The sequence below is a fragment of the Streptosporangium sp. NPDC049248 genome, assembly GCF_040678965.1.
Classification (GTDB): domain Bacteria; phylum Actinomycetota; class Actinomycetes; order Streptosporangiales; family Streptosporangiaceae; genus Streptosporangium; species Streptosporangium fukuiense.
The window spans coordinates 379,570-396,057 of the sequence record NZ_JBFAQY010000004.1 but is presented as its reverse complement, the minus strand read 5'-3'; the positions used below and the strand labels follow the sequence as shown (position 1 = coordinate 396,057).

General features: G+C 70.8%; 18 protein-coding genes. 13 read left to right on the top strand and 5 right to left on the bottom strand.

Annotation, left to right across the window (positions count from 1 at the left end):
• Positions 1 to 20 precede the first annotated feature (20 nt).
• The 11 genes from AB0K21_RS11010 (at position 21) to AB0K21_RS10960 (ending at position 10,004) form a co-directional block, all read left to right on the top strand.
• The gene (locus AB0K21_RS11010; protein ID WP_030904200.1) at positions 21 to 320 is read left to right on the top strand and encodes a DUF503 domain-containing protein; all 300 of its coding nucleotides are present in this window, start codon (positions 21 to 23) and stop codon (positions 318 to 320) included.
• A 67-nt stretch (positions 321 to 387) separates the two neighbouring features.
• Entirely contained in the window at positions 388 to 870 is a 483-nt protein-coding gene (gene rbfA / locus AB0K21_RS11005; RefSeq protein ID WP_030904199.1) for a 30S ribosome-binding factor RbfA, read from the top strand.
• Positions 867 to 1,865 carry a DHH family phosphoesterase gene (locus AB0K21_RS11000; RefSeq protein WP_364149249.1) on the top strand — a complete coding sequence of 333 codons (999 nt, stop codon included), beginning with the start codon at positions 867 to 869 and terminating at the stop codon, positions 1,863 to 1,865. The genes rbfA and AB0K21_RS11000 overlap by 4 nt, the downstream gene beginning before the upstream one ends.
• A gap of 33 nt (positions 1,866 to 1,898) precedes the next feature.
• On the top strand, positions 1,899 to 2,798 hold the full coding sequence (gene truB / locus AB0K21_RS10995) for a tRNA pseudouridine(55) synthase TruB (RefSeq protein ID WP_343973850.1): 900 nt from the start codon (positions 1,899 to 1,901) through the stop codon (positions 2,796 to 2,798).
• A gap of 136 nt (positions 2,799 to 2,934) precedes the next feature.
• Positions 2,935 to 3,888 (top strand): bifunctional riboflavin kinase/FAD synthetase, encoded by a 954-nt coding sequence (locus AB0K21_RS10990; RefSeq protein WP_343973847.1) that lies wholly within the window; start codon positions 2,935 to 2,937, stop codon positions 3,886 to 3,888.
• A 259-nt stretch (positions 3,889 to 4,147) separates the two neighbouring features.
• Entirely contained in the window at positions 4,148 to 4,417 is a 270-nt protein-coding gene (gene rpsO / locus AB0K21_RS10985) for a 30S ribosomal protein S15 (protein ID WP_030904195.1), read from the top strand.
• 318 nt (positions 4,418 to 4,735) lie between these two features.
• Positions 4,736 to 7,060 (top strand): polyribonucleotide nucleotidyltransferase, encoded by a 2,325-nt coding sequence (locus AB0K21_RS10980; RefSeq protein ID WP_343973843.1) that lies wholly within the window; start codon positions 4,736 to 4,738, stop codon positions 7,058 to 7,060.
• Positions 7,060 to 8,373: a pitrilysin family protein gene (locus AB0K21_RS10975; RefSeq protein WP_364149416.1), complete on the top strand. Its 1,314-nt coding sequence runs from the start codon at positions 7,060 to 7,062 to the stop codon at positions 8,371 to 8,373. Before AB0K21_RS10980 ends, AB0K21_RS10975 begins: the two co-directional genes overlap by 1 nt.
• Before the next feature lie 153 nt (positions 8,374 to 8,526).
• Complete coding sequence (dapB, locus tag AB0K21_RS10970; protein WP_343973840.1) at positions 8,527 to 9,264, top strand: 4-hydroxy-tetrahydrodipicolinate reductase; 738 nt, start codon at positions 8,527 to 8,529, stop codon at positions 9,262 to 9,264.
• A gap of 79 nt (positions 9,265 to 9,343) precedes the next feature.
• Positions 9,344 to 9,526, top strand: coding sequence for a hypothetical protein (locus AB0K21_RS10965; protein WP_343973837.1), 183 nt, complete (start codon positions 9,344 to 9,346; stop codon positions 9,524 to 9,526).
• Positions 9,527 to 9,551: 25 nt separating this feature from the next.
• The gene (locus tag AB0K21_RS10960; RefSeq protein ID WP_343973834.1) at positions 9,552 to 10,004 is read left to right on the top strand and encodes a GNAT family N-acetyltransferase; all 453 of its coding nucleotides are present in this window, start codon (positions 9,552 to 9,554) and stop codon (positions 10,002 to 10,004) included.
• A 48-nt stretch (positions 10,005 to 10,052) separates the two neighbouring features.
• Here the strand turns inward: AB0K21_RS10960 and AB0K21_RS10955 are convergent, their stop codons facing one another.
• From AB0K21_RS10955 to AB0K21_RS10940, 4 genes are all read right to left on the bottom strand, one after another.
• Positions 10,053 to 10,922, bottom strand: coding sequence for a 1,4-dihydroxy-2-naphthoate polyprenyltransferase (locus AB0K21_RS10955; protein ID WP_364149245.1), 870 nt, complete (start codon positions 10,920 to 10,922; stop codon positions 10,053 to 10,055).
• 25 nt (positions 10,923 to 10,947) lie between these two features.
• Positions 10,948 to 11,559 carry a GNAT family N-acetyltransferase gene (locus AB0K21_RS10950; protein WP_030904184.1) on the bottom strand — a complete coding sequence of 204 codons (612 nt, stop codon included), beginning with the start codon at positions 11,557 to 11,559 and terminating at the stop codon, positions 10,948 to 10,950.
• A 132-nt stretch (positions 11,560 to 11,691) separates the two neighbouring features.
• Complete coding sequence (locus tag AB0K21_RS10945) at positions 11,692 to 12,249, bottom strand: CGNR zinc finger domain-containing protein (protein WP_364149243.1); 558 nt, start codon at positions 12,247 to 12,249, stop codon at positions 11,692 to 11,694.
• Between the two features lie 224 nt (positions 12,250 to 12,473).
• Positions 12,474 to 13,871: a PLP-dependent aminotransferase family protein gene (locus tag AB0K21_RS10940; protein ID WP_364149241.1), complete on the bottom strand. Its 1,398-nt coding sequence runs from the start codon at positions 13,869 to 13,871 to the stop codon at positions 12,474 to 12,476.
• Here AB0K21_RS10940 and AB0K21_RS10935 point away from each other — a divergent pair.
• Together AB0K21_RS10935 and AB0K21_RS10930 are read left to right on the top strand one after the other, a co-directional pair.
• Positions 13,870 to 14,844: a DMT family transporter gene (locus tag AB0K21_RS10935; RefSeq protein WP_364149239.1), complete on the top strand. Its 975-nt coding sequence runs from the start codon at positions 13,870 to 13,872 to the stop codon at positions 14,842 to 14,844. The two genes, AB0K21_RS10940 and AB0K21_RS10935, sit on opposite strands and share 2 nt — an antisense overlap.
• A gap of 146 nt (positions 14,845 to 14,990) precedes the next feature.
• Positions 14,991 to 15,461, top strand: a complete 471-nt coding sequence (locus AB0K21_RS10930) for a peroxiredoxin (RefSeq protein ID WP_343973863.1) — start codon at positions 14,991 to 14,993, stop codon at positions 15,459 to 15,461.
• A 51-nt stretch (positions 15,462 to 15,512) separates the two neighbouring features.
• Here AB0K21_RS10930 and AB0K21_RS10925 read toward each other — a convergent pair whose 3' ends face one another.
• Positions 15,513 to 16,238 (bottom strand): GntR family transcriptional regulator, encoded by a 726-nt coding sequence (locus AB0K21_RS10925; protein WP_343973818.1) that lies wholly within the window; start codon positions 16,236 to 16,238, stop codon positions 15,513 to 15,515.
• Positions 16,239 to 16,488: the final 250 nt, after the last annotated feature.

The following is a 16,488-nucleotide window of genomic DNA, read 5'->3' as shown; positions in this document are numbered from 1 at the left end:
ATCGTGGCGGGTGATCCACTATGTATGTAGGTGCCCTGACATTGGACATCCTGCTCGGCGAGGTCCACTCGCTGAAGCAGAAGCGCTCGGTGGTGCGTCCCATCGTCGCCGAGGTGCAGCGACGGTTCCCGGGCGTGGCCGTGGCGGAGACCGGTCATCTCGACCTGCACCGCCGTACCGAGATCGGGATCGCGGTCGTCTCCGCCACCGCGGCCAACTGCGGTGCGGTGCTGGACGACTGCGAGCGGCTGATCGCCTTCCGCCCGGAGATCGAGTTGCTGTCCGCCAGACACCGGCTCTACAACGAGGACGAAGACTAGGTGTGGAGACGGCCGGCGGCGGAGGCACCCCTCCCGCTCCGGCCGTTCCCACAAGAAGGGGGGAGCTATGGACGCCGCACGAGCACGCAAGATCGCCGACCGGATCCAGCAGGTCGTGGCGGAGATGCTGGAGCGCCGGATCAAGGACCCCAGGCTGGGGTTCGTGACCGTGACGGACACGCGGATCACCAACGACCTGAGCGACGCCACGGTGTTCTACACCGTTTTCGGCTCCGAGGCGGAGCGGGCCGACTCCGCCCTGGCGCTGGAGAGCGCCAAGGGGCTCATCCGTTCGGAGGTGGGCCGCCAGACGGGTCTGCGGCACACGCCGACGCTGACGTTCACCCACGACCCGCTCCCGGACACCGCCCGTCACCTGGAGGACCTGCTCGCCGAGGCGAAGGCCAGGGACGTGGAGATCGCCAAGCGGGCCGAGGGGGCCCTGCACGCGGGGGACGCCGACCCCTACCGCAAGCCCGAGGACAGGGACCACGATTTCGAGGACGAAGAGGACGAATCCTCGGAGCGTGCGGGACGCTCCGCGACGTGACGCCCGATCCGCGTGACGACGGCCCGGTCTCCGGTCAGGACTGGGACCGGGCCGTCGAGCTCATCTCGGCCGCGGACGAGGTCGCGCTGGCCTGTCATGTCTCGCCTGACGGTGACGCGCTCGGTTCCACGCTGGCCGTCGGGCTCGCGCTGCGCGCGGCGGGCAAGCGGGTCACCGCGTCCTTCGGTGACCGGAGTTTCCAGGTGCCCAGGCTGCTCCGCTTCCTGCCGGGGCAGGACCTGCTGACCGACCCCGCGCACTATCCCGCGGTGCCCGCGGTGATGGTCACCTTCGACGTCCCCACCGTCGAGCGCCTTGGCACGCTGGCCGGAAACGCGGTCAGGGCACGAGAGCTGATCGTGCTGGACCACCACCCGTCCAACACCGGGTTCGGCACGCTCAACCTGATCGATCCCGCCGCCGCCGCCACCGCCGTGCTCGCCGAGGAGTTGATCCGCAGGCTCGGCCTGCCGATCGACGCGGCCATCGCGACCTGCCTGTACGTCGGGCTCGTCACCGACACCGGCTCGTTCCGGCACTCCTCCACCACCCCGCGGGCGCACGCCATGGCCGCCCGGCTGGTGGCATGCGGGCCTGACCCCGAGCAGATCGCCCGCGAGCTGTGGGACCGCTCCCCGTTCGGCTACCTGAAGGTGCTCGGTGCCGCGCTGGAGCGGGTTCGGCTGGAGCCCGAGGTGGGCGGTGGCCTGGTCTGGACGTTCGTCACCCGGGCCGACCGGGCCGCGCACGGGCTGCCGTACGACGAGGTGGAGGGGATCATCGACGTGGTCCGGCGCACCAACGAGGCGGACGTCGCCGCGATCCTCAAGGAGGACGACGAGGGTGCCTGGCAGGTCTCGACGCGCTCCAAGGGCGGGGTGGACGTCTCGCGCGTCTGTGCCGAACTGGGCGGCGGCGGGCACGCCAAGGCGGCGGGTTTCACCTCCCACCTGCCCGTCGAGGAGACGATCGCCAGTCTCCGGGCACTGCTGTAGAACTCCCCTGACACGTCTGTCAAAGGAATCCCATTGAGCACGGCTCGCGCCAAGCGCACCCCGCCGCCGAGCGGGCTGATCATCGTCGACAAGCCCGCCGAGTGGACCTCGCACGATGTCGTGGCCAAGCTCCGCGGCATCGCGGGCACCCGCAAGGTCGGCCACGCGGGCACCCTCGACCCGATGGCCACCGGGGTGCTGGTGGTCGGCGTCGAGAAGGCCACCCGGCTGCTCGGCCACCTCGCGCTCACCGAGAAGGGCTACGACGCCACGATCCGCCTCGGCCAGACCACCAACACCGACGACGCCGAGGGGGAGATCATCGCTACGGCGTCGGCGGCGGGTGTCGCCGAGGAGGACGTCCGCAAGGGGGTCGCCGCACTGACCGGTCCGATCATGCAGATCCCGCCGCAGGTCAGCGCCATCAAGGTGAACGGCGAACGAGCCTACAAGCGAGCCAGGGCGGGGGAGGAGGTCGCGCTCAAGCCGCGCCCGGTGACCGTGTCGGGTTTCGAGATCACCGCGGTGCGACGGCACGGTGACCTCGTCGACGTCGATGCCTCGGTCTCCTGCTCCAGCGGCACCTACATCCGCGCGCTCGCCCGCGACCTGGGCGCCGGCCTGGGCGTCGGAGGCCACCTGACCGCCCTGCGCCGTACCCGGGTGGGCCCCTACGACCTGTCGGCGGCCCACACCCTGGAGGGGCTCGCCGCCGAGTGCGTGATCCTGCCGATGGCCGACGCCGTCGCGGCGGCCTTTCCCCGCCGGGATGTGACCGCGGCGGAGGCGGGCTCCGTCGCGCACGGTGGCCGGCTTCCCGCGCTGGGCATGGGGGAGGGGCCCATCGGGGTGTTCGGCCCCGACGGCACGCTGGTGGCGCTGGTGGAGGAGCACGGCAAGATCGCCAAGTCCCTGGCGGTGTTCGTCCCCTGACGGCCGTACCGTGGTGGGTGCGCCTTCGACCGACGTCAGGGGGCGCGCCGACGCCAAGGGGCTCCCCGATTGGGGAGAAGGTCCAAGAGCATGGCAGGCTTTAGGGGTCGATCCGCTACAAGGGGAAGAGGCTGCGGTGCGAGGCTGGCACGGATTGGACGACGTGCCCGAGGACTGGGGCAGGTCCGTCGTCACGATCGGCGTCTTCGACGGCGTTCACCGCGGGCATCAGCAGATGGTGGCTAGAGCCGTCGCGATGGCCGCAGATCTTGGTGTGCCCTCGGTGGTGGTGACCTTCGACCCGCATCCGGAGGAGGTGGTGCGGCCCGGCACGCACCCTCCGAGGCTGACGACGGCCAGGCACCGCACCGAGCTTCTGGCCGGGCTGGGGGTCGACGCGGTGTGCGTCCTGCCGTTCACCCTGGAGTTCTCCCGGATGAGCCCCGACGAGTTCGTGCAGACCGTGCTCGTCGACCGGCTGCACGCCGCCGGGGTCGTGGTGGGGGAGAACTTCCGCTTCGGCCACAAGGCCTCCGGTGACGTGGAGACGCTGCGCACCCTCGGCGAGAAGTACGACTTCGTGGCCGAGGCGGTCCCGCTGGTCAGCGACGGTGAGACGATCTCCTCCACGCTGATCCGCGAGCAGATCGCCTCCGGTGACATGGAGGCGGTCAGGCTGACGCTCGGCCGCCCGCACCGGGTCGAGGGCGTGGTGGTCCGCGGCTACCAACGCGGCCGGCAGCTCGGTTTCCCGACGGCCAACCTGGAGTCGCCGGAGTTCACCGCGATCCCCGCCGACGGTGTCTACGCCGGCTGGCTGCAGGGCGTCGAGACCGGCAACCTGCCCGCCGTGTACGGGGGCGAGCGCTGGCCCGCGGCGATCTCCGTGGGTACCAATCCGACCTTCGAGGGCGTGCCCCGCACCGTCGAGGCGTACGCGCTCGACCGTGACGACCTCGACCTCTACGGCGCGCATGTGGCCGTCGACTTCGGGCCGAGGCTCCGCGGCAACACCAGGTTCGACTCGATCGAGGCGCTCATCGAGCAGATCCACGCGGACGTGGACGAGGTGCGGCGCCTGACAGGCTGATCTCCTCCCGCGCCGGTCCCCGTCCCACAAGGCCGTCACCGTCCCTGCGGGGCCCCTTCGAGGGGCGGTTCCCGGGAACCGGGACCATGCTGCTCCCGCATGATGTGCGGGGGCTGCGAGGCCGATGGTAGCCTGGCATGTCAGCTCTGTAATCGGTGTTCTCGTGATCCCGATGCTGATCTCGCCACGGCGACTGTAGGCACGCACGGTCGTTCGGGGAGCCGGAATTGCGCGTGCCCGTAGAGGTTCAAGGAGAGAAGTGTCGCTCGACACCGCCGCAAAGAAGCAGATCATCGGTGACTACGCCAAGGGTGAGACCGACACCGGTTCCCCCGAGGTGCAGATCGCGCTGCTGAGCAAGCGCATCAGCGAGCTCACCGAGCACCTGAAGGTGCACAAGCACGACCACCACAGCCGTCGCGGTCTGCTGCTGCTCGTCGGCCGCCGCCGCCGGCTGCTGAAGTACCTGCAGAGCAAGGACATCGCGCGCTACCGTTCGCTCATCGAGCGGCTCGGCCTGCGCCGATAGAGTCATGAGGGAGCGGCCCGCGTGCCGCTCCCTCATCTCATATGGCTCGGTGTCGGCGCGTCGCGCCATGAAGACACCGTTCCAGTGAGCAAACTGAATAGCCGAGACAGTGCCCCGCGTCCGCAAGCAAGCGCGCCCCACGGCGTCGGAGGGCCGGTCCTCGGTAGTGGCCCCCGGTCATCTTGGCACAAGCCATACGGAACCGGGCGCTTCGATCGAAGACCGGCGCTGCACCTACGGGGAGCCGGCAACACGACGAACCAGGCGCGCACGTGCGTCTGGCCGGACGCGGGCGACCGACCCACAAGGAGGTCCCCCGTGGAGGGTGTCCACAGCAGCGAAGCCGTTATAGACAACGGTTCATTCGGCACGCGTACCATCCGGTTCGAGACCGGGCGGCTCGCACGCCAGGCGGCGGGTTCCGCCGTCGTCTACCTCGATGACGATACGATGGTCCTCTCCGCGACCACCGCGTCCAAGAATCCCAAGGAGAACCTCGACTTCTTCCCTCTCACGGTGGACGTCGAGGAGCGGATGTACGCCGCGGGCCGCATTCCCGGCTCGTTCTTCCGGCGTGAGGGCCGTCCCTCCGAGGACGCCATCCTCACCTGCCGCCTGATCGACCGGCCGCTGCGCCCCTCGTTCGTCAAGGGCCTGCGCAACGAGATCCAGGTGGTCGCCACCATCATGGCGCTCCACCCCGAACACCTGTACGACGTCATCGCGATCAACGCCGCGTCCCTCTCCACCCAGCTGGCGGGGCTGCCCTTCTCCGGCCCGATCGGCGGCGTCCGCGTCGCGCTGATCGAGGGCCAGTGGGTCGCCTTCCCGACCAACTCCGAGCTGGCGAACGCCACCTTCGACATGGTGGTCGCGGGCCGCGTGCTCGACGACGGCGACGTCGCGATCATGATGGTCGAGGCCGAGTCCACCCGCGACACGCTCAAGCTCGTCGCCGAGGGGGCCACGGCGCCGACCGAGGAGACCGTGGCGCAGGGCCTGGAGGCCTCCAAGCCGTTCATCAAGGTGCTCTGCGAGGCGCAGGCCAAGGTCGCGAAGGTCGCCGCCAAGGAGACCGCCGAGTACCCGCTCTTCCTCGACTACCAGGACGACGTCCTGGAGGCCGTGACCGGCGCGATCAAGAGCGAGCTCGCCGCCGCGCTGACCATCGCGGGCAAGCAGGAGCGCGAGACCGAGCTCGACCGGGTCAAGGCCCTGGCGATGGAGAAGGTCGGACCCGACTTCGAGGGCCGCGAGAAGGAGATCAGCGCCGCCTTCAGGTCGCTGACCAAGAAGCTCATGCGCGAGCGCGTCATCGCCGAGGGCGTCCGTATCGACGGCCGTGGCGTCAAGGACATCAGGCAGCTCAGCGCCGAGGTCCACGTCGTGCCCCGGGTGCACGGTTCGGCCCTGTTCGAGCGCGGTGAGACCCAGATCCTGGGCATCACCACCCTCAACATGCTGCGCATGGAGCAGATGATCGACACGCTCAACCCCGAGCGCACCAAGCGCTACATGCACAACTACAACTTCCCGCCCTACTCCACCGGCGAGACCGGCCGGGTGGGTTCTCCCAAGCGGCGCGAGATCGGCCACGGCGCGCTCGCCGAGCGGGCGCTGCTGCCCGTCCTGCCGCTGCGCGAGGAGTTCCCCTACGCGATCCGTCAGGTCTCCGAGGCGCTGGGTTCCAACGGCTCGACCTCCATGGGCTCGGTCTGCGCCTCGACGATGGCGCTGCTCGACGCGGGTGTCCCGCTCAAGGGCATCGTCGCGGGCATCGCGATGGGGCTCATCAACGAGGGCGACCAGTACGTCACGCTGACCGACATCCTCGGGGCCGAGGACGCCATGGGCGACATGGACTTCAAGGTCGCCGGCACCAAGGACGTCATCACCGCGCTCCAGCTCGACACCAAGCTGGACGGCATCCCGGCCTCCGTGCTGGCGGCCGCGCTGAAGCAGGCCAAGGGCGCCCGCCTGGCCATCATCGACGTGATGCAGGAGGCCATCGACTCCCCGGCGGAGATGAACGTCACGGCCCCGCGCATCATCACGATCAAGATTCCGGTGGACAAGATCGGAGAGGTCATCGGCCCGAAGGGCAAGATGATCAACCAGATCCAGGACGACACCGGCGCCGAGATCACCCTCGAGGACGACGGAACCATCTACATCGGCGCCACCGACGGCCCGTCCGCCGAGGCGGCCAGGTCGGCGATCAACGCCATCGCGAACCCGCACATGCCGGAGGTCGGAGAGCGCTACCTGGGCACGGTCGTCAAGATCGCCGCCTTCGGCGCCTTCGTCTCCCTCATGCCGGGCAAGGACGGCCTCCTGCACGTCTCCCAGATCCGCAAGCTGCACGGTGGCAAGCGCATCGAGAACGTCGAGGACGTCATGAACGTCGGTGAGAAGATCCAGGTGGAGATCGCCGAGATCGACTCGCGCGGCAAGCTCTCCCTGGTGCCCGTCGAGGTCATCGAGAAGGAGGCCGCGGCCAAGGCCGAGGCCGGCGACTCCGACACCTCCGCGGCCCCGCAGGCCGAGGCGCCCGCCGACGACCGGCCGCGCGAGGAGCGGCCCCGCCGCACCCGTACCCGCAGCAGCGGCAGCCGTGGCGGAGGGGAAGACCGCAACTCGTGATCACCACCACTCTGCACCCCGGTAAGGACGGCGCCGGGGTGGTGAAGCGCACCGTCCTCCCCGGTGGGCTCCGGGTGGTGACCGAGTCCATGCCGACCGTGCGTTCCGTCGCGGTCGGCATGTGGGTCGGCATCGGATCGAGAGACGAGTCCCCCCGGCACATGGGCTCCTCCCACTTCCTTGAGCACCTGCTGTTCAAGGGGACTCCCACGCGGGACGCGCTGGAGATCTCCGCGGCCATCGAGGGCATCGGCGGCGAGATCAACGCCTTCACCGCCAAGGAGTACACCTGCTACTACGCGCGGGTCCTCGATGAGGACCTGCGGGTGGCGATCGACGTGCTCGCCGATGTGGTGACCTCCTCGCTCATCACCCCCGAGGACGTCGAGGCCGAGCGGGGCGTGATCCTGGAGGAGATCGCCATGCACGACGACGACCCCTCCGACGTGGTGCACGAGCAGTTCTCCGCCGAGCTGTACGGCGACACGCCCGTCGGCAGGCCGATCCTCGGCACCGTCGAGTCGATCACCGCGGTCACCCGCGACCGGATCGCCGAGTACTACCGGCGCTACTACCTGCCCACCCACACCGTGGTGTCGGTGGCGGGCAACATCGACCACGAGCGGGTCGTGGCCCTGGTCGCCGCGGCCTACGAGCGGGCGGGGGCCCTGGGCGGGGACGCCTCGCCGGTTCTCCCGCGCCTGTCGGGGCCCGGTGTCGAGGCCCGCTCGGGTATCCGGGTGGTGCACCGGCCGACCGAGCAGGCCAACCTGGTCCTCGGTACGACCGCGCTGACCCGCACCGACGATCGCCGCTTCGCGCTCGGCGTGCTCAACGCGGCGCTCGGCGGCGGCATGTCGTCGCGGCTGTTCCAGGAGATCAGGGAGAAGAGGGGGCTCGCCTACTCGGCCTACTCCTACACCTCCGCCCTCGCCGACACCGGCCAGTTCGGCATCTACGTCGGCTGCCTGCCGTCGAAGATCGACGACGTGCTGAAGATCTGCCGCGAGGAGGTGCTCCGCGTGATCGCCGACGGCATCACCGAGGAGGAGATCGTCCGGGGCAAGGGGCAGATGCGCGGTGGTCTCGTGCTCGGCCTGGAGGACACCGGCTCCCGGATGTCCAGGATCGGCAAGGGCGAGCTGGTCTTCGACGAGCTGCTCTCGGTCGACGACCTGCTCGGCAGGATCGACGCGGTGACCCCTGAGGAGATCACCGCGGTCGCCGCGGACGTCCTCAACCGCCCGATGTCCCTCGCGGTCATCGGCCCCTACGACGAGGACAGGGACTTCAGCGAGGTTCTGGCCGGCTGACGACCCCGTCTGCGAGCGGCCCCGGCGTTTCCCACGCCGGGGCCGCCCGCGTCTCCGAGACCGCTCCCCGGCCCCCGTACGGCCCGTCCGGCGCGGGGGGCGGACGGTGGTCCGCGACGGCCCGGCGGGCCCGCACGGTATAGCCTTGGGGCCGTGATCAGGGTTGGAGTTCTCGGCGCCCGAGGGCGCGTCGGTGTCGAAGTGTGCAGGGCCGTCGAGGCGGCGGACGATCTGGAGCTGGTCGCGGCGGTCGACCAGGGCGACCCGATCGAGGAACTGGAGCGCGCCGAGGTGGTGGTCGACTTCACCCACCCCGACGTCGTCATGGACAACCTCAAGTGGTGCATCTCTCACGGCGTCCACCCGGTGGTCGGCACCACGGGCTTCGACGCCGGGCGGCTGGCGACGGTCAGGGGCTGGCTGGACGCCAACCCGGGCGTCAACGCGCTGATCGCCCCCAACTTCGGCATCGCGGCGGTGCTCATGATGCACTTCGCCCAGCGGGCCGCCCGCTACTTCGAGTCCGCCGAGATCGTCGAGCTGCACCACCCCAACAAGGCGGACGCACCCTCGGGCACCGCCCGCCACACCGCCGAGCTGATCGCCGAGGCCCGGCGTAAGGCCGGTTCCGCGCCGATGCCCGACGCCACCAGCACGGAGCTGGACGGGGCCCGCGGCGCCGACGTCGACGGGGTGCGGGTGCACGCGGTACGGCTGGCCGGGCTCATCGCCCACCAGGAGGTCATCCTGGGCGGCGCCGGCGAGATCCTGACCATCCGTCACGACACGATGAACCGCTCGTCGTTCACCCCCGGCGTGCTCCTGGGCGTGCGCCGGGTCCGCGAGCTCCCCGGCCTGACCGTCGGGCTGGAGCCCCTGCTCGACCTCTGACGGCTGCGAGACGGTCCGTCGTTCCGGTGAGGTCCCTCCGGGACCTCACCGGAACCCCTGCGCGGGAGCCGTTCGTTGCGTGACCATGACGGAATCCAAGCTTTCCTGCCCGCTCTGCCATGGCACCGAGTTCCAGAAGGAGAAGGGCAGGCTCGACAGCCGCTGGGGCGTCACCTCCCACCGGGTAACGCTTATGATCTGCGCACGGTGCCGCTATATCCTCCAGTTCTATGACAAGCATTCGATCTTCGACTTCGACTGAGGTCCGCTGGGCGCGGTCGGAGGAGTTGTCCGGGCTGGCGGCGGTGGAACTCGCGGCCGACGGGCTGTTCGCCGAGGTCGGGATCACCTTCCCGCCGGGGACCACGATGATCGAGGAGACCGAGGACCCCGGCCGGGTGCTCGTCGCGGGTGACCCGCCGATCGGGTTCGCCATGGTCGGCCTGGTCGACGGGCAGCTCCACCTCGACCAGCTCGCCGTCCATCCCGGCCACGGGCGCAGGGGAGTCGGCGGGCGCCTGCTGGAGGCCGTCTGTGACCACGCGGTCTCGGCCGGTCTGGCCGCCGTGACGCTGACGACCTACCGCGACGTGTCCTGGAACGCTCCCTGGTACGCCCGGCACGGCTTCGCCGTGCTCGACCCCGCCGAGTGGGGTCCGGAGCTGGTGGAGCTGGTGCGCCACGAGCGGGAGTCGGGCATCGAGATCGCTCCCCGCGTCGTGATGCGCCGCGTCCTCTGAGCCGCCCGCCGCCCCTCCGGCAGAAGCGGGGAGGCGTCCCAGGGTGGGTCAGAGCGCCAGGCCGATGGTCAGCAGCAGCCCGTACCCGAGCTGGAAGCGGCCCGTCTGTTGGAGCGTCGCGATGAGCGCCGGGCCCGTGGCGCCCGCCCGGACCGCCTTCACCGGGGCGACGGCGAGCGGGGCGGCGAGCAGCGCCAGCGCCGCGAACGGCTGCCAGGGCGCCAGCGCGGGGGCGATCAGCAGGGGCAGGACCAGGCAGAGGGTGTAGAGGACGCGGGTGCGGCGATCGCCGAGCACCACGGCCATGGTGCGCTTGCCCGCCGGGCCGTCGGTCACGATGTCGCGCAGGTTGTTGACCACGAGCATCGCGCAGGCCAGCAGGCCCGCCGGGACGGCCGCCGCCACCGCGAGCGGGGGCAGGTACTCGAGCTGGACGTACGTGGTGCCCGCCACGGCCACCAGACCGAAGAAGACGAACACCGAGATCTCGCCGAGCGCGCGGTAGCCGTACGGTTTGGAGCCGCCGGTGTAGAACCAGGCGGCGGCGATCGCCGCGGCGCCGACCAGCAGCAGCCACCACGCCCCGGTGGCCACGACGAGCACCAGTCCCACCAGCGCGGCGGCGAGGAAGCAGGCGAGGGCCGCGGCGAGGACCTGGCGGGGCGGCGCGGCACCCGAGCCGACCAGGCGCATCGGGCCGACCCGGCCCTCGTCGGTGCCGCGCACCCCGTCGCTGTAGTCGTTGGCGTAGTTGACGCCCACCTGGAGGGCGAGAGCCACGAACAGGGCCAGCAGGGCCCGCCACCACACCCCTCCGCCGTATCCGATCGCGACTCCGGTGCCGATGGCGACGGGGACGACGGCGGCGGGAAGGGTGCGTGGACGTGCTCCGGCGATCCACTGGCTCGGGGTGGCCATGGGGGTGCGGTGTTCCTCTCCGGCTCTAGCTGATGTCGGTCGCCAGGCGGATCATCCGCACCGTACGGCCCATGTCGATGACCCGTTCGGCTCCGTCGGCACCCCAACCGGCGGACTCCAGGAAGCCGAGTACCGCGTAGTTGTCGGCGAACACCCAGGTCACGATGGTGTGGTAGCCGTCGTCGCGGAGGTAGTCGACGGTGGCGTTGAGCAGCCGGCTACCGTGACCGCGCCGGACGTGGTCGGGGTCGATGAGGAAGGTGAGCATCTCGCCGGCGATGGTCGGGTCGAGGTCGGGGTCCTCTGCCGGGGCGTGCGAGGCCAGGCCCGCGACCTTCTCGGCGCCCTGCATCGCCGCCATGGCCTCGATGCCGCCGGGGCCGAGCGCGGGGAAGGCGTCGGTGTCGAGGACCACCTGCTCCACGGCCACCAGCACGCGGTGCCGGGAGCTGGGTGGCGAGGTGATCGCGTCGTCCCACTGCTGCCGCCACATGTTCTCGGCCGCTGGACCGGTCATCTGCTCCAGCGGTCCTTCGGGAAGGAAATCCCGGTAGCCGTACTTCCAGGCGCGGATCTGGGTGCTCGTCACCGCGGCGACATCCTCGTGCCGAGCCGCCCGCACGCCTACGTCTGCCATCTCGGCCCGCTCCTTCTCTGCCGTCTGCCGTCGCCTCGGAACGCGCTGTCTCGCGGATCTCATGCCACGCGAGCGGGCATCAGGCGGGTGGATCCGTGAGTCAGGCTCTTACACCGTATCGGGGAATCCGACTCAGAGATGACGTGAACCCGGCTCCGTCTGCCGACGGGCCCGATATGCCCTTGTCTTTGTGCGGTTGCCGCAGACCCTCATGGAGCACCACGAGCGTGAACGGTTCTTGGAGGAGTCGACGAATGCCCACTGGCAGGTGCTCTCGGCGCAGACCTTCAGGCGCGGCCACATCCCGCACGCGTGGGTGCTCATCACGGCGGCGGCGATCTCGGCCAGCCCGCCGAGCGCTCCCGTCACGACCGGTTCGAGCACCGGACCGTCGGCGGTCAGGGCGACCCGGAGCGGGAGGGCGGGGAACGCCCGCGGCAGCCCGGCCCCGGGCTCGTGGTCGTTCTCACCGCCGGGACGGTCACGGTCGTGCCGGAGCGCCGCGCGGAGACCCTCGCGAAGGCCTGCGGCCGTCGCCAGGTCCGTCTCGTCGGCCACCTCTCCCGGCCGGATCAGGCCCCGCCCGCCGAGCCAGGCGGCCAGCGCCGCGGGGGTGGGAATCGAGTCGGCGTCGCTCTCGACGTCGTAGGTGTTGACGAAGTCGATCACCAGGTCGGCGGGATTGCCCATGTCTTCACTCCTCTCCGCAACCACTGTACGCCGTTAGGGGGTTGTGATTCCCGGGTGGTGTCTCGAAAAGCGGTACCGCGTGTTCGGGGAGGGCCGCAGGCGCGAGTCGCACCGTGGGAGCAATCATGATCATGGGAGTGTGGAGAGGCCGGAGACGGCCGCTTCCCGGTCGAGGGTGAGTTCACGGCCACCCGTCGTCCTGGTGTCTCCCGCGGGGCGAAAGGTCAGGAGGCGTCCAGGGCGGTGGCCAGTCTGCGAACGCCCTCGACCAGCTCGGCCGTGTGGGCGGCCGCCGAGTGGGTCACCCTGATGCGGGGGCCGGGAGGCTCGGCCGGGTAGTAGATGCGCCCTGGGCTCACCAGGGCGCCCGCCCTCTTGGCCGCCTCCACCACGGCGTCCTCGTCCGCCTCGTCGGGCAGCCGCACCCACATGTGCAGGCCGCCGCGGGGGACGAGGTGGATCTCGGCGGTGGGCATGTGGGCGGTCAGCGCGGCGGCGAGGGTGTTCCTGCGGAGCGTCAGCTCGGTGTTCAGCGCGGTCAGGTGGCGTCGCCAGGAGGGCGAGCTGACGAACTCCAGGGCGGTCTCCTGGAGCGGCCTGGCCACGAAGAACGACTCCACGAGCTGGTTCGCCCTCAGGCGCCGGGCGGCGGGGCCGCGGGCGACGACCCCGGCGAGGCGCATGCTGGGAGACAGGACCTTGGTCAGGGAGTTGATGTGCACGACCGTGCCGTGGGCGTCCAGCGCGACCATCGGCGGCGGTACGGGGACCGTGGTGAAGTAACGGGCGTAGTCATCCTCGATCACGAACGCTCCGGCGGCGCGGGCGATCGCCAGCACCTGCTCGCGCCGTTCGAGGGTCAGGGTCGCGCCGGTGGGGTTGTGCAGGGTCGGCTGGCAGAGGAAGACCCGCGCGCCGGTCATGGCGAACGCCTCCGCGAGGAGTTCGGGCCGGACCCCGCCACGGTCCATGGGAACGGCCGTCGCGCGAAGACCGGCCGCCCGCGCCGCGGCCAGCGCGCCCGGATAGGTGGGGGTCTCGACGAGGACGGGGGTCTGGGGGGCGGCGAGGGAGCGGAGGGCGTGGGTGAGCGCCGCCTGCCCGCCGCTGACGACGAGGACGTCCGAAGGGGTGACGTCGCCGCCCAGCTCCTGGGCGAACCACCTGCGCAGCTCCGCGGAGCCGGTCAGCGGTGGCATCTCCCAGACGTCGAGGCGGCGGAGCGCGCGGGAGGCGGCGGCCGACAGGGCCCTGGAGGGGCGCAGAGCCGGGTTGAGGTAGCCGCCGGTGAGCGGGATGACCCCGTCCGGCGGAGGGGTCAGCAGGCCGTTGACCTCGCTGTCGTCCACCACCCGGTCGCCGAGCGCCACCGTCTGCCAGGACATGTCGGCGCTGTCGGCGCCGTGGGCGACCACCGGGGCGACGTAGGCGCCGCTACCGGGCTTCGTGATCACCCGTCCCTCGGCGGAGAGCCTGCCGATCGCGCGCGACACGGTCACCGGGCTCACGTTGTGTAACCGGACCAGCTCACGGCTCGACGGTAGCCTGTCGCCCGGACGGAGCCGGTCGATCTCCTCGCGGAGCGTGGCGGCCAATCGGGCAATACTGCTATCGTCATTCATGAGGGATAATAGTAGCGCTATCGTCTCGGATCGAGTAGCGGTCGACGGCATCGGCGGAGCGGCCGGAGCGGCCGGAGCCCTGGAAACGGTGCCGCCCGAATCGCGGGGCACGGCGTGGCGGGGGACCCTGCTGGCGGGGCTGGGGGTGCTGGCGTTCTCCGGGTCGTTTCCCGCGACGGTCTTCGCGATGGAGGGCTTCGACCCCTACCTGGTGGCGGTCGGGCGGGCCGCCGTCGCGGCGGTCGCGGCGGCCGCGTTCCTGTTCGCCGCCGGGGTGCCGCTGCTGCCCCCCAGGTCCCGAATCCGGTCCTACCTCGTCATCGTGGCGGGTGTGGTGTTCGGCTTCCCCGTCTTCAGTGGCCTGGCGCTCGACGCCGGGGCCTCCACCTCGCACGCCGCCGTGGTGATCGGGTTGCTGCCGGCGGCCACCGCCGCCTGCGCCGTGTTGAGGGCGGGGGAGCGGCCCAGGGCGCTGTTCTGGATCTCCTGTGGTCTCGGTGCCGTGGCGATCACGGCCTTCACCCTCAGCATGGGGGGCGGTCACATCGCCGGCGCCGACGTGCTGCTCGTCGGCGCGCTGCTGTCGGCCGCCGTCGGCTACACCGAGGGCGGGCGGCTGGCCCGGGAGACCCCCGGCTGGCGGGTCATCTCCCACACCCTCGTCCTCGCCGCCCCGCTGACCGTGCCGATCACGGTGACGCTGGCGCTGACCACCGACGTGCGGCCCGGCGCCGCGTCGCTGGCCGGGTTCGCGTACGTCGGCCTGATCTCGATGTTCCTCGGCTTCATCCCCTGGTACGCGGGCCTGGCCATGGGCGGGATCGCCCGCGCCGGGCAGACCCAGCTCGCCCAGCCGCTGCTGACGCTGCTCTGGGCCTGGTCGCTGCTCGACGAGTCGTTCGGCCCGGTCACGATCGCGGCGGCACTGGTGGTCCTCGCCTGCGTGGCCCTGACGCAGCGATCCCGCTCCTGAGAACCGGGGCGGGCGGGGCCCTGTTGTGCCGTCGGTGATTCACCGGAGAATGGGGGCGGCACAGCGGCTTCCGCTCTGGCCGGGTACGAGGATCCCGGCGGTGCGAGCGGAGGTCCTCCGACGGCGTAGGGAGACGACCCGTGGGCATGAACCTCGCGGTGGGAGACATGGTCGAGGACTTCGAGCTTCTCGACGAGACGGGCACGCCAAGGCGGCTCGGTGAGTTTCTGGCCAAGGGGCCGGTGGTGCTCTTCTTCTACCCGGCGGCCATGACGTCGGGATGCACGGCCGAGAGCTGCCACTTCCGCGACCTGGCGGCGGACTTCGCCGCCGTGGGGGCGACCAGGATCGGAATCAGCCGTGACGGGGTCGACCGGCAGGCGAGGTTCGCCCAGGCCAACCAGCTGGGCTTTCCGCTGCTGTCCGACCCGGACGGCGCGGTCGCCCGGCGCCTCGGCGCCCGCCGCACCGTCGGGGTGGGGCCCTTCCTCACCCGCCGGATGACCTTCGTCATCGGCGAGGACCACCGCCTGCTGGAAGCGATCCACAGTGAGACCCATATGGAGGCCCATGCGGACCGCGCCCTGGAGGTGCTGCGTTCCCGTCCCCGCCCCTGACCTCTCGGCCATCCGGGCGAAAGGCGCGGGCAGGGCGGTGGCCGAGGTCTCTCAGGGGTGCAGGGGGTGGGAGTAGACCAGGCGGAAGCGATCGCCGGGGATGATGATGTCACTGGTCTCCACCGGGCGGTCTCCGGCCCAGTGGGTGCGCTCGACGTGCAGGACGTTGACGCCCGCGGGCAGGGCGAGGGCGTCGCTCTCCGCGGGCTGCGGCACGCGGGTGTGGACCTGCTCGACGACCTCAGTGATCTTGACGCCGAAGGCGGACAGGCGGGCGATCAGGCTGCGCGGGTTCTCCTCGGTGACAGGCTCGCCGAACTCGGCGGGCTCGTAGGAGGTGGTCAGCTGGATCGGCTTGCCGTCGCCGCGGAAGACGTAGCGGGTGCGGGTCAGCGGGGCGGATTCGTCCAGCCGGAGGCGGTGGGCGATGTCGGGGGTGGCGTCGGCGGGCTCGGCCCGCCAGTCCCAGGTGGCCCGGGTGCCCTGCGACTGGATGTCGGCCGCGAAGGGGGCGTGGTGGTCGTGGAAGCGCCAGCGGTGCAGCGGGAGCAGCGCCGGCTGTTCCCGCACGTAGTGACCCGAGCCGACGCGGCCGACGATCAGGCCTTCGGCGGTGAGCACCCGCAGCGCATGCCTGGCGGCGGTCTCGCCCACGCCGTACTTCCTGGTCAGCTGGGCGCGAGAGGGGATCGGGGCGCCGGGGGGAAGGGAGCCGTCGACGATCTGGCGCCGGATGTCGGCGACGACGCGCAGGTAGACAGGATCGGAGCTTGCCACGTGTCCATCCCTGGGTTCTGGGGCGTTGTCCCATCCTGTCGTATTCGATGCGCAACGCAGGGTGATGGTGGAGATTTGGAACTCCAACTTTGCGTGCCGCTCCCAGAAGTGCCCAAAAATATCTCAGAGACCGTGTAACGCCCGCGTAAGGAGCGCCGATTCAACGGTAGAGGTCGTCGATGTGTGTACCCCCGAGCACATATCGGCGGCCTCTTTTCCTTCAAGGAATTCCCCGTCGCCGCCGAAGCGG

What these genes read in the sequence shown, in the direction of transcription:
- rbfA (WP_030904199.1), top strand. Translation starts at nt 388, where the DNA reads ATGGACGCCGCACGAGCACGCAAGATCGCCGACCGGATCCAGCAGGTC.
- AB0K21_RS11010 (WP_030904200.1), top strand. Translation starts at nt 21, where the DNA reads ATGTATGTAGGTGCCCTGACATTGGACATCCTGCTCGGCGAGGTCCAC.
- AB0K21_RS10945 (WP_364149243.1), bottom strand. Translation starts at nt 12,249, where the DNA reads ATGGGCAATCCCGCCGACCTGGTGATCGACTTCGTCAACACCTACGAC.
- AB0K21_RS10950 (WP_030904184.1), bottom strand. Translation starts at nt 11,559, where the DNA reads ATGGCAGACGTAGGCGTGCGGGCGGCTCGGCACGAGGATGTCGCCGCG.
- AB0K21_RS10930 (WP_343973863.1), top strand. Translation starts at nt 14,991, where the DNA reads ATGAACCTCGCGGTGGGAGACATGGTCGAGGACTTCGAGCTTCTCGAC.
- AB0K21_RS10935 (WP_364149239.1), top strand. Translation starts at nt 13,870, where the DNA reads ATGAGGGATAATAGTAGCGCTATCGTCTCGGATCGAGTAGCGGTCGAC.
- AB0K21_RS10955 (WP_364149245.1), bottom strand. Translation starts at nt 10,922, where the DNA reads ATGGCCACCCCGAGCCAGTGGATCGCCGGAGCACGTCCACGCACCCTT.
- AB0K21_RS10940 (WP_364149241.1), bottom strand. Translation starts at nt 13,871, where the DNA reads ATGAATGACGATAGCAGTATTGCCCGATTGGCCGCCACGCTCCGCGAG.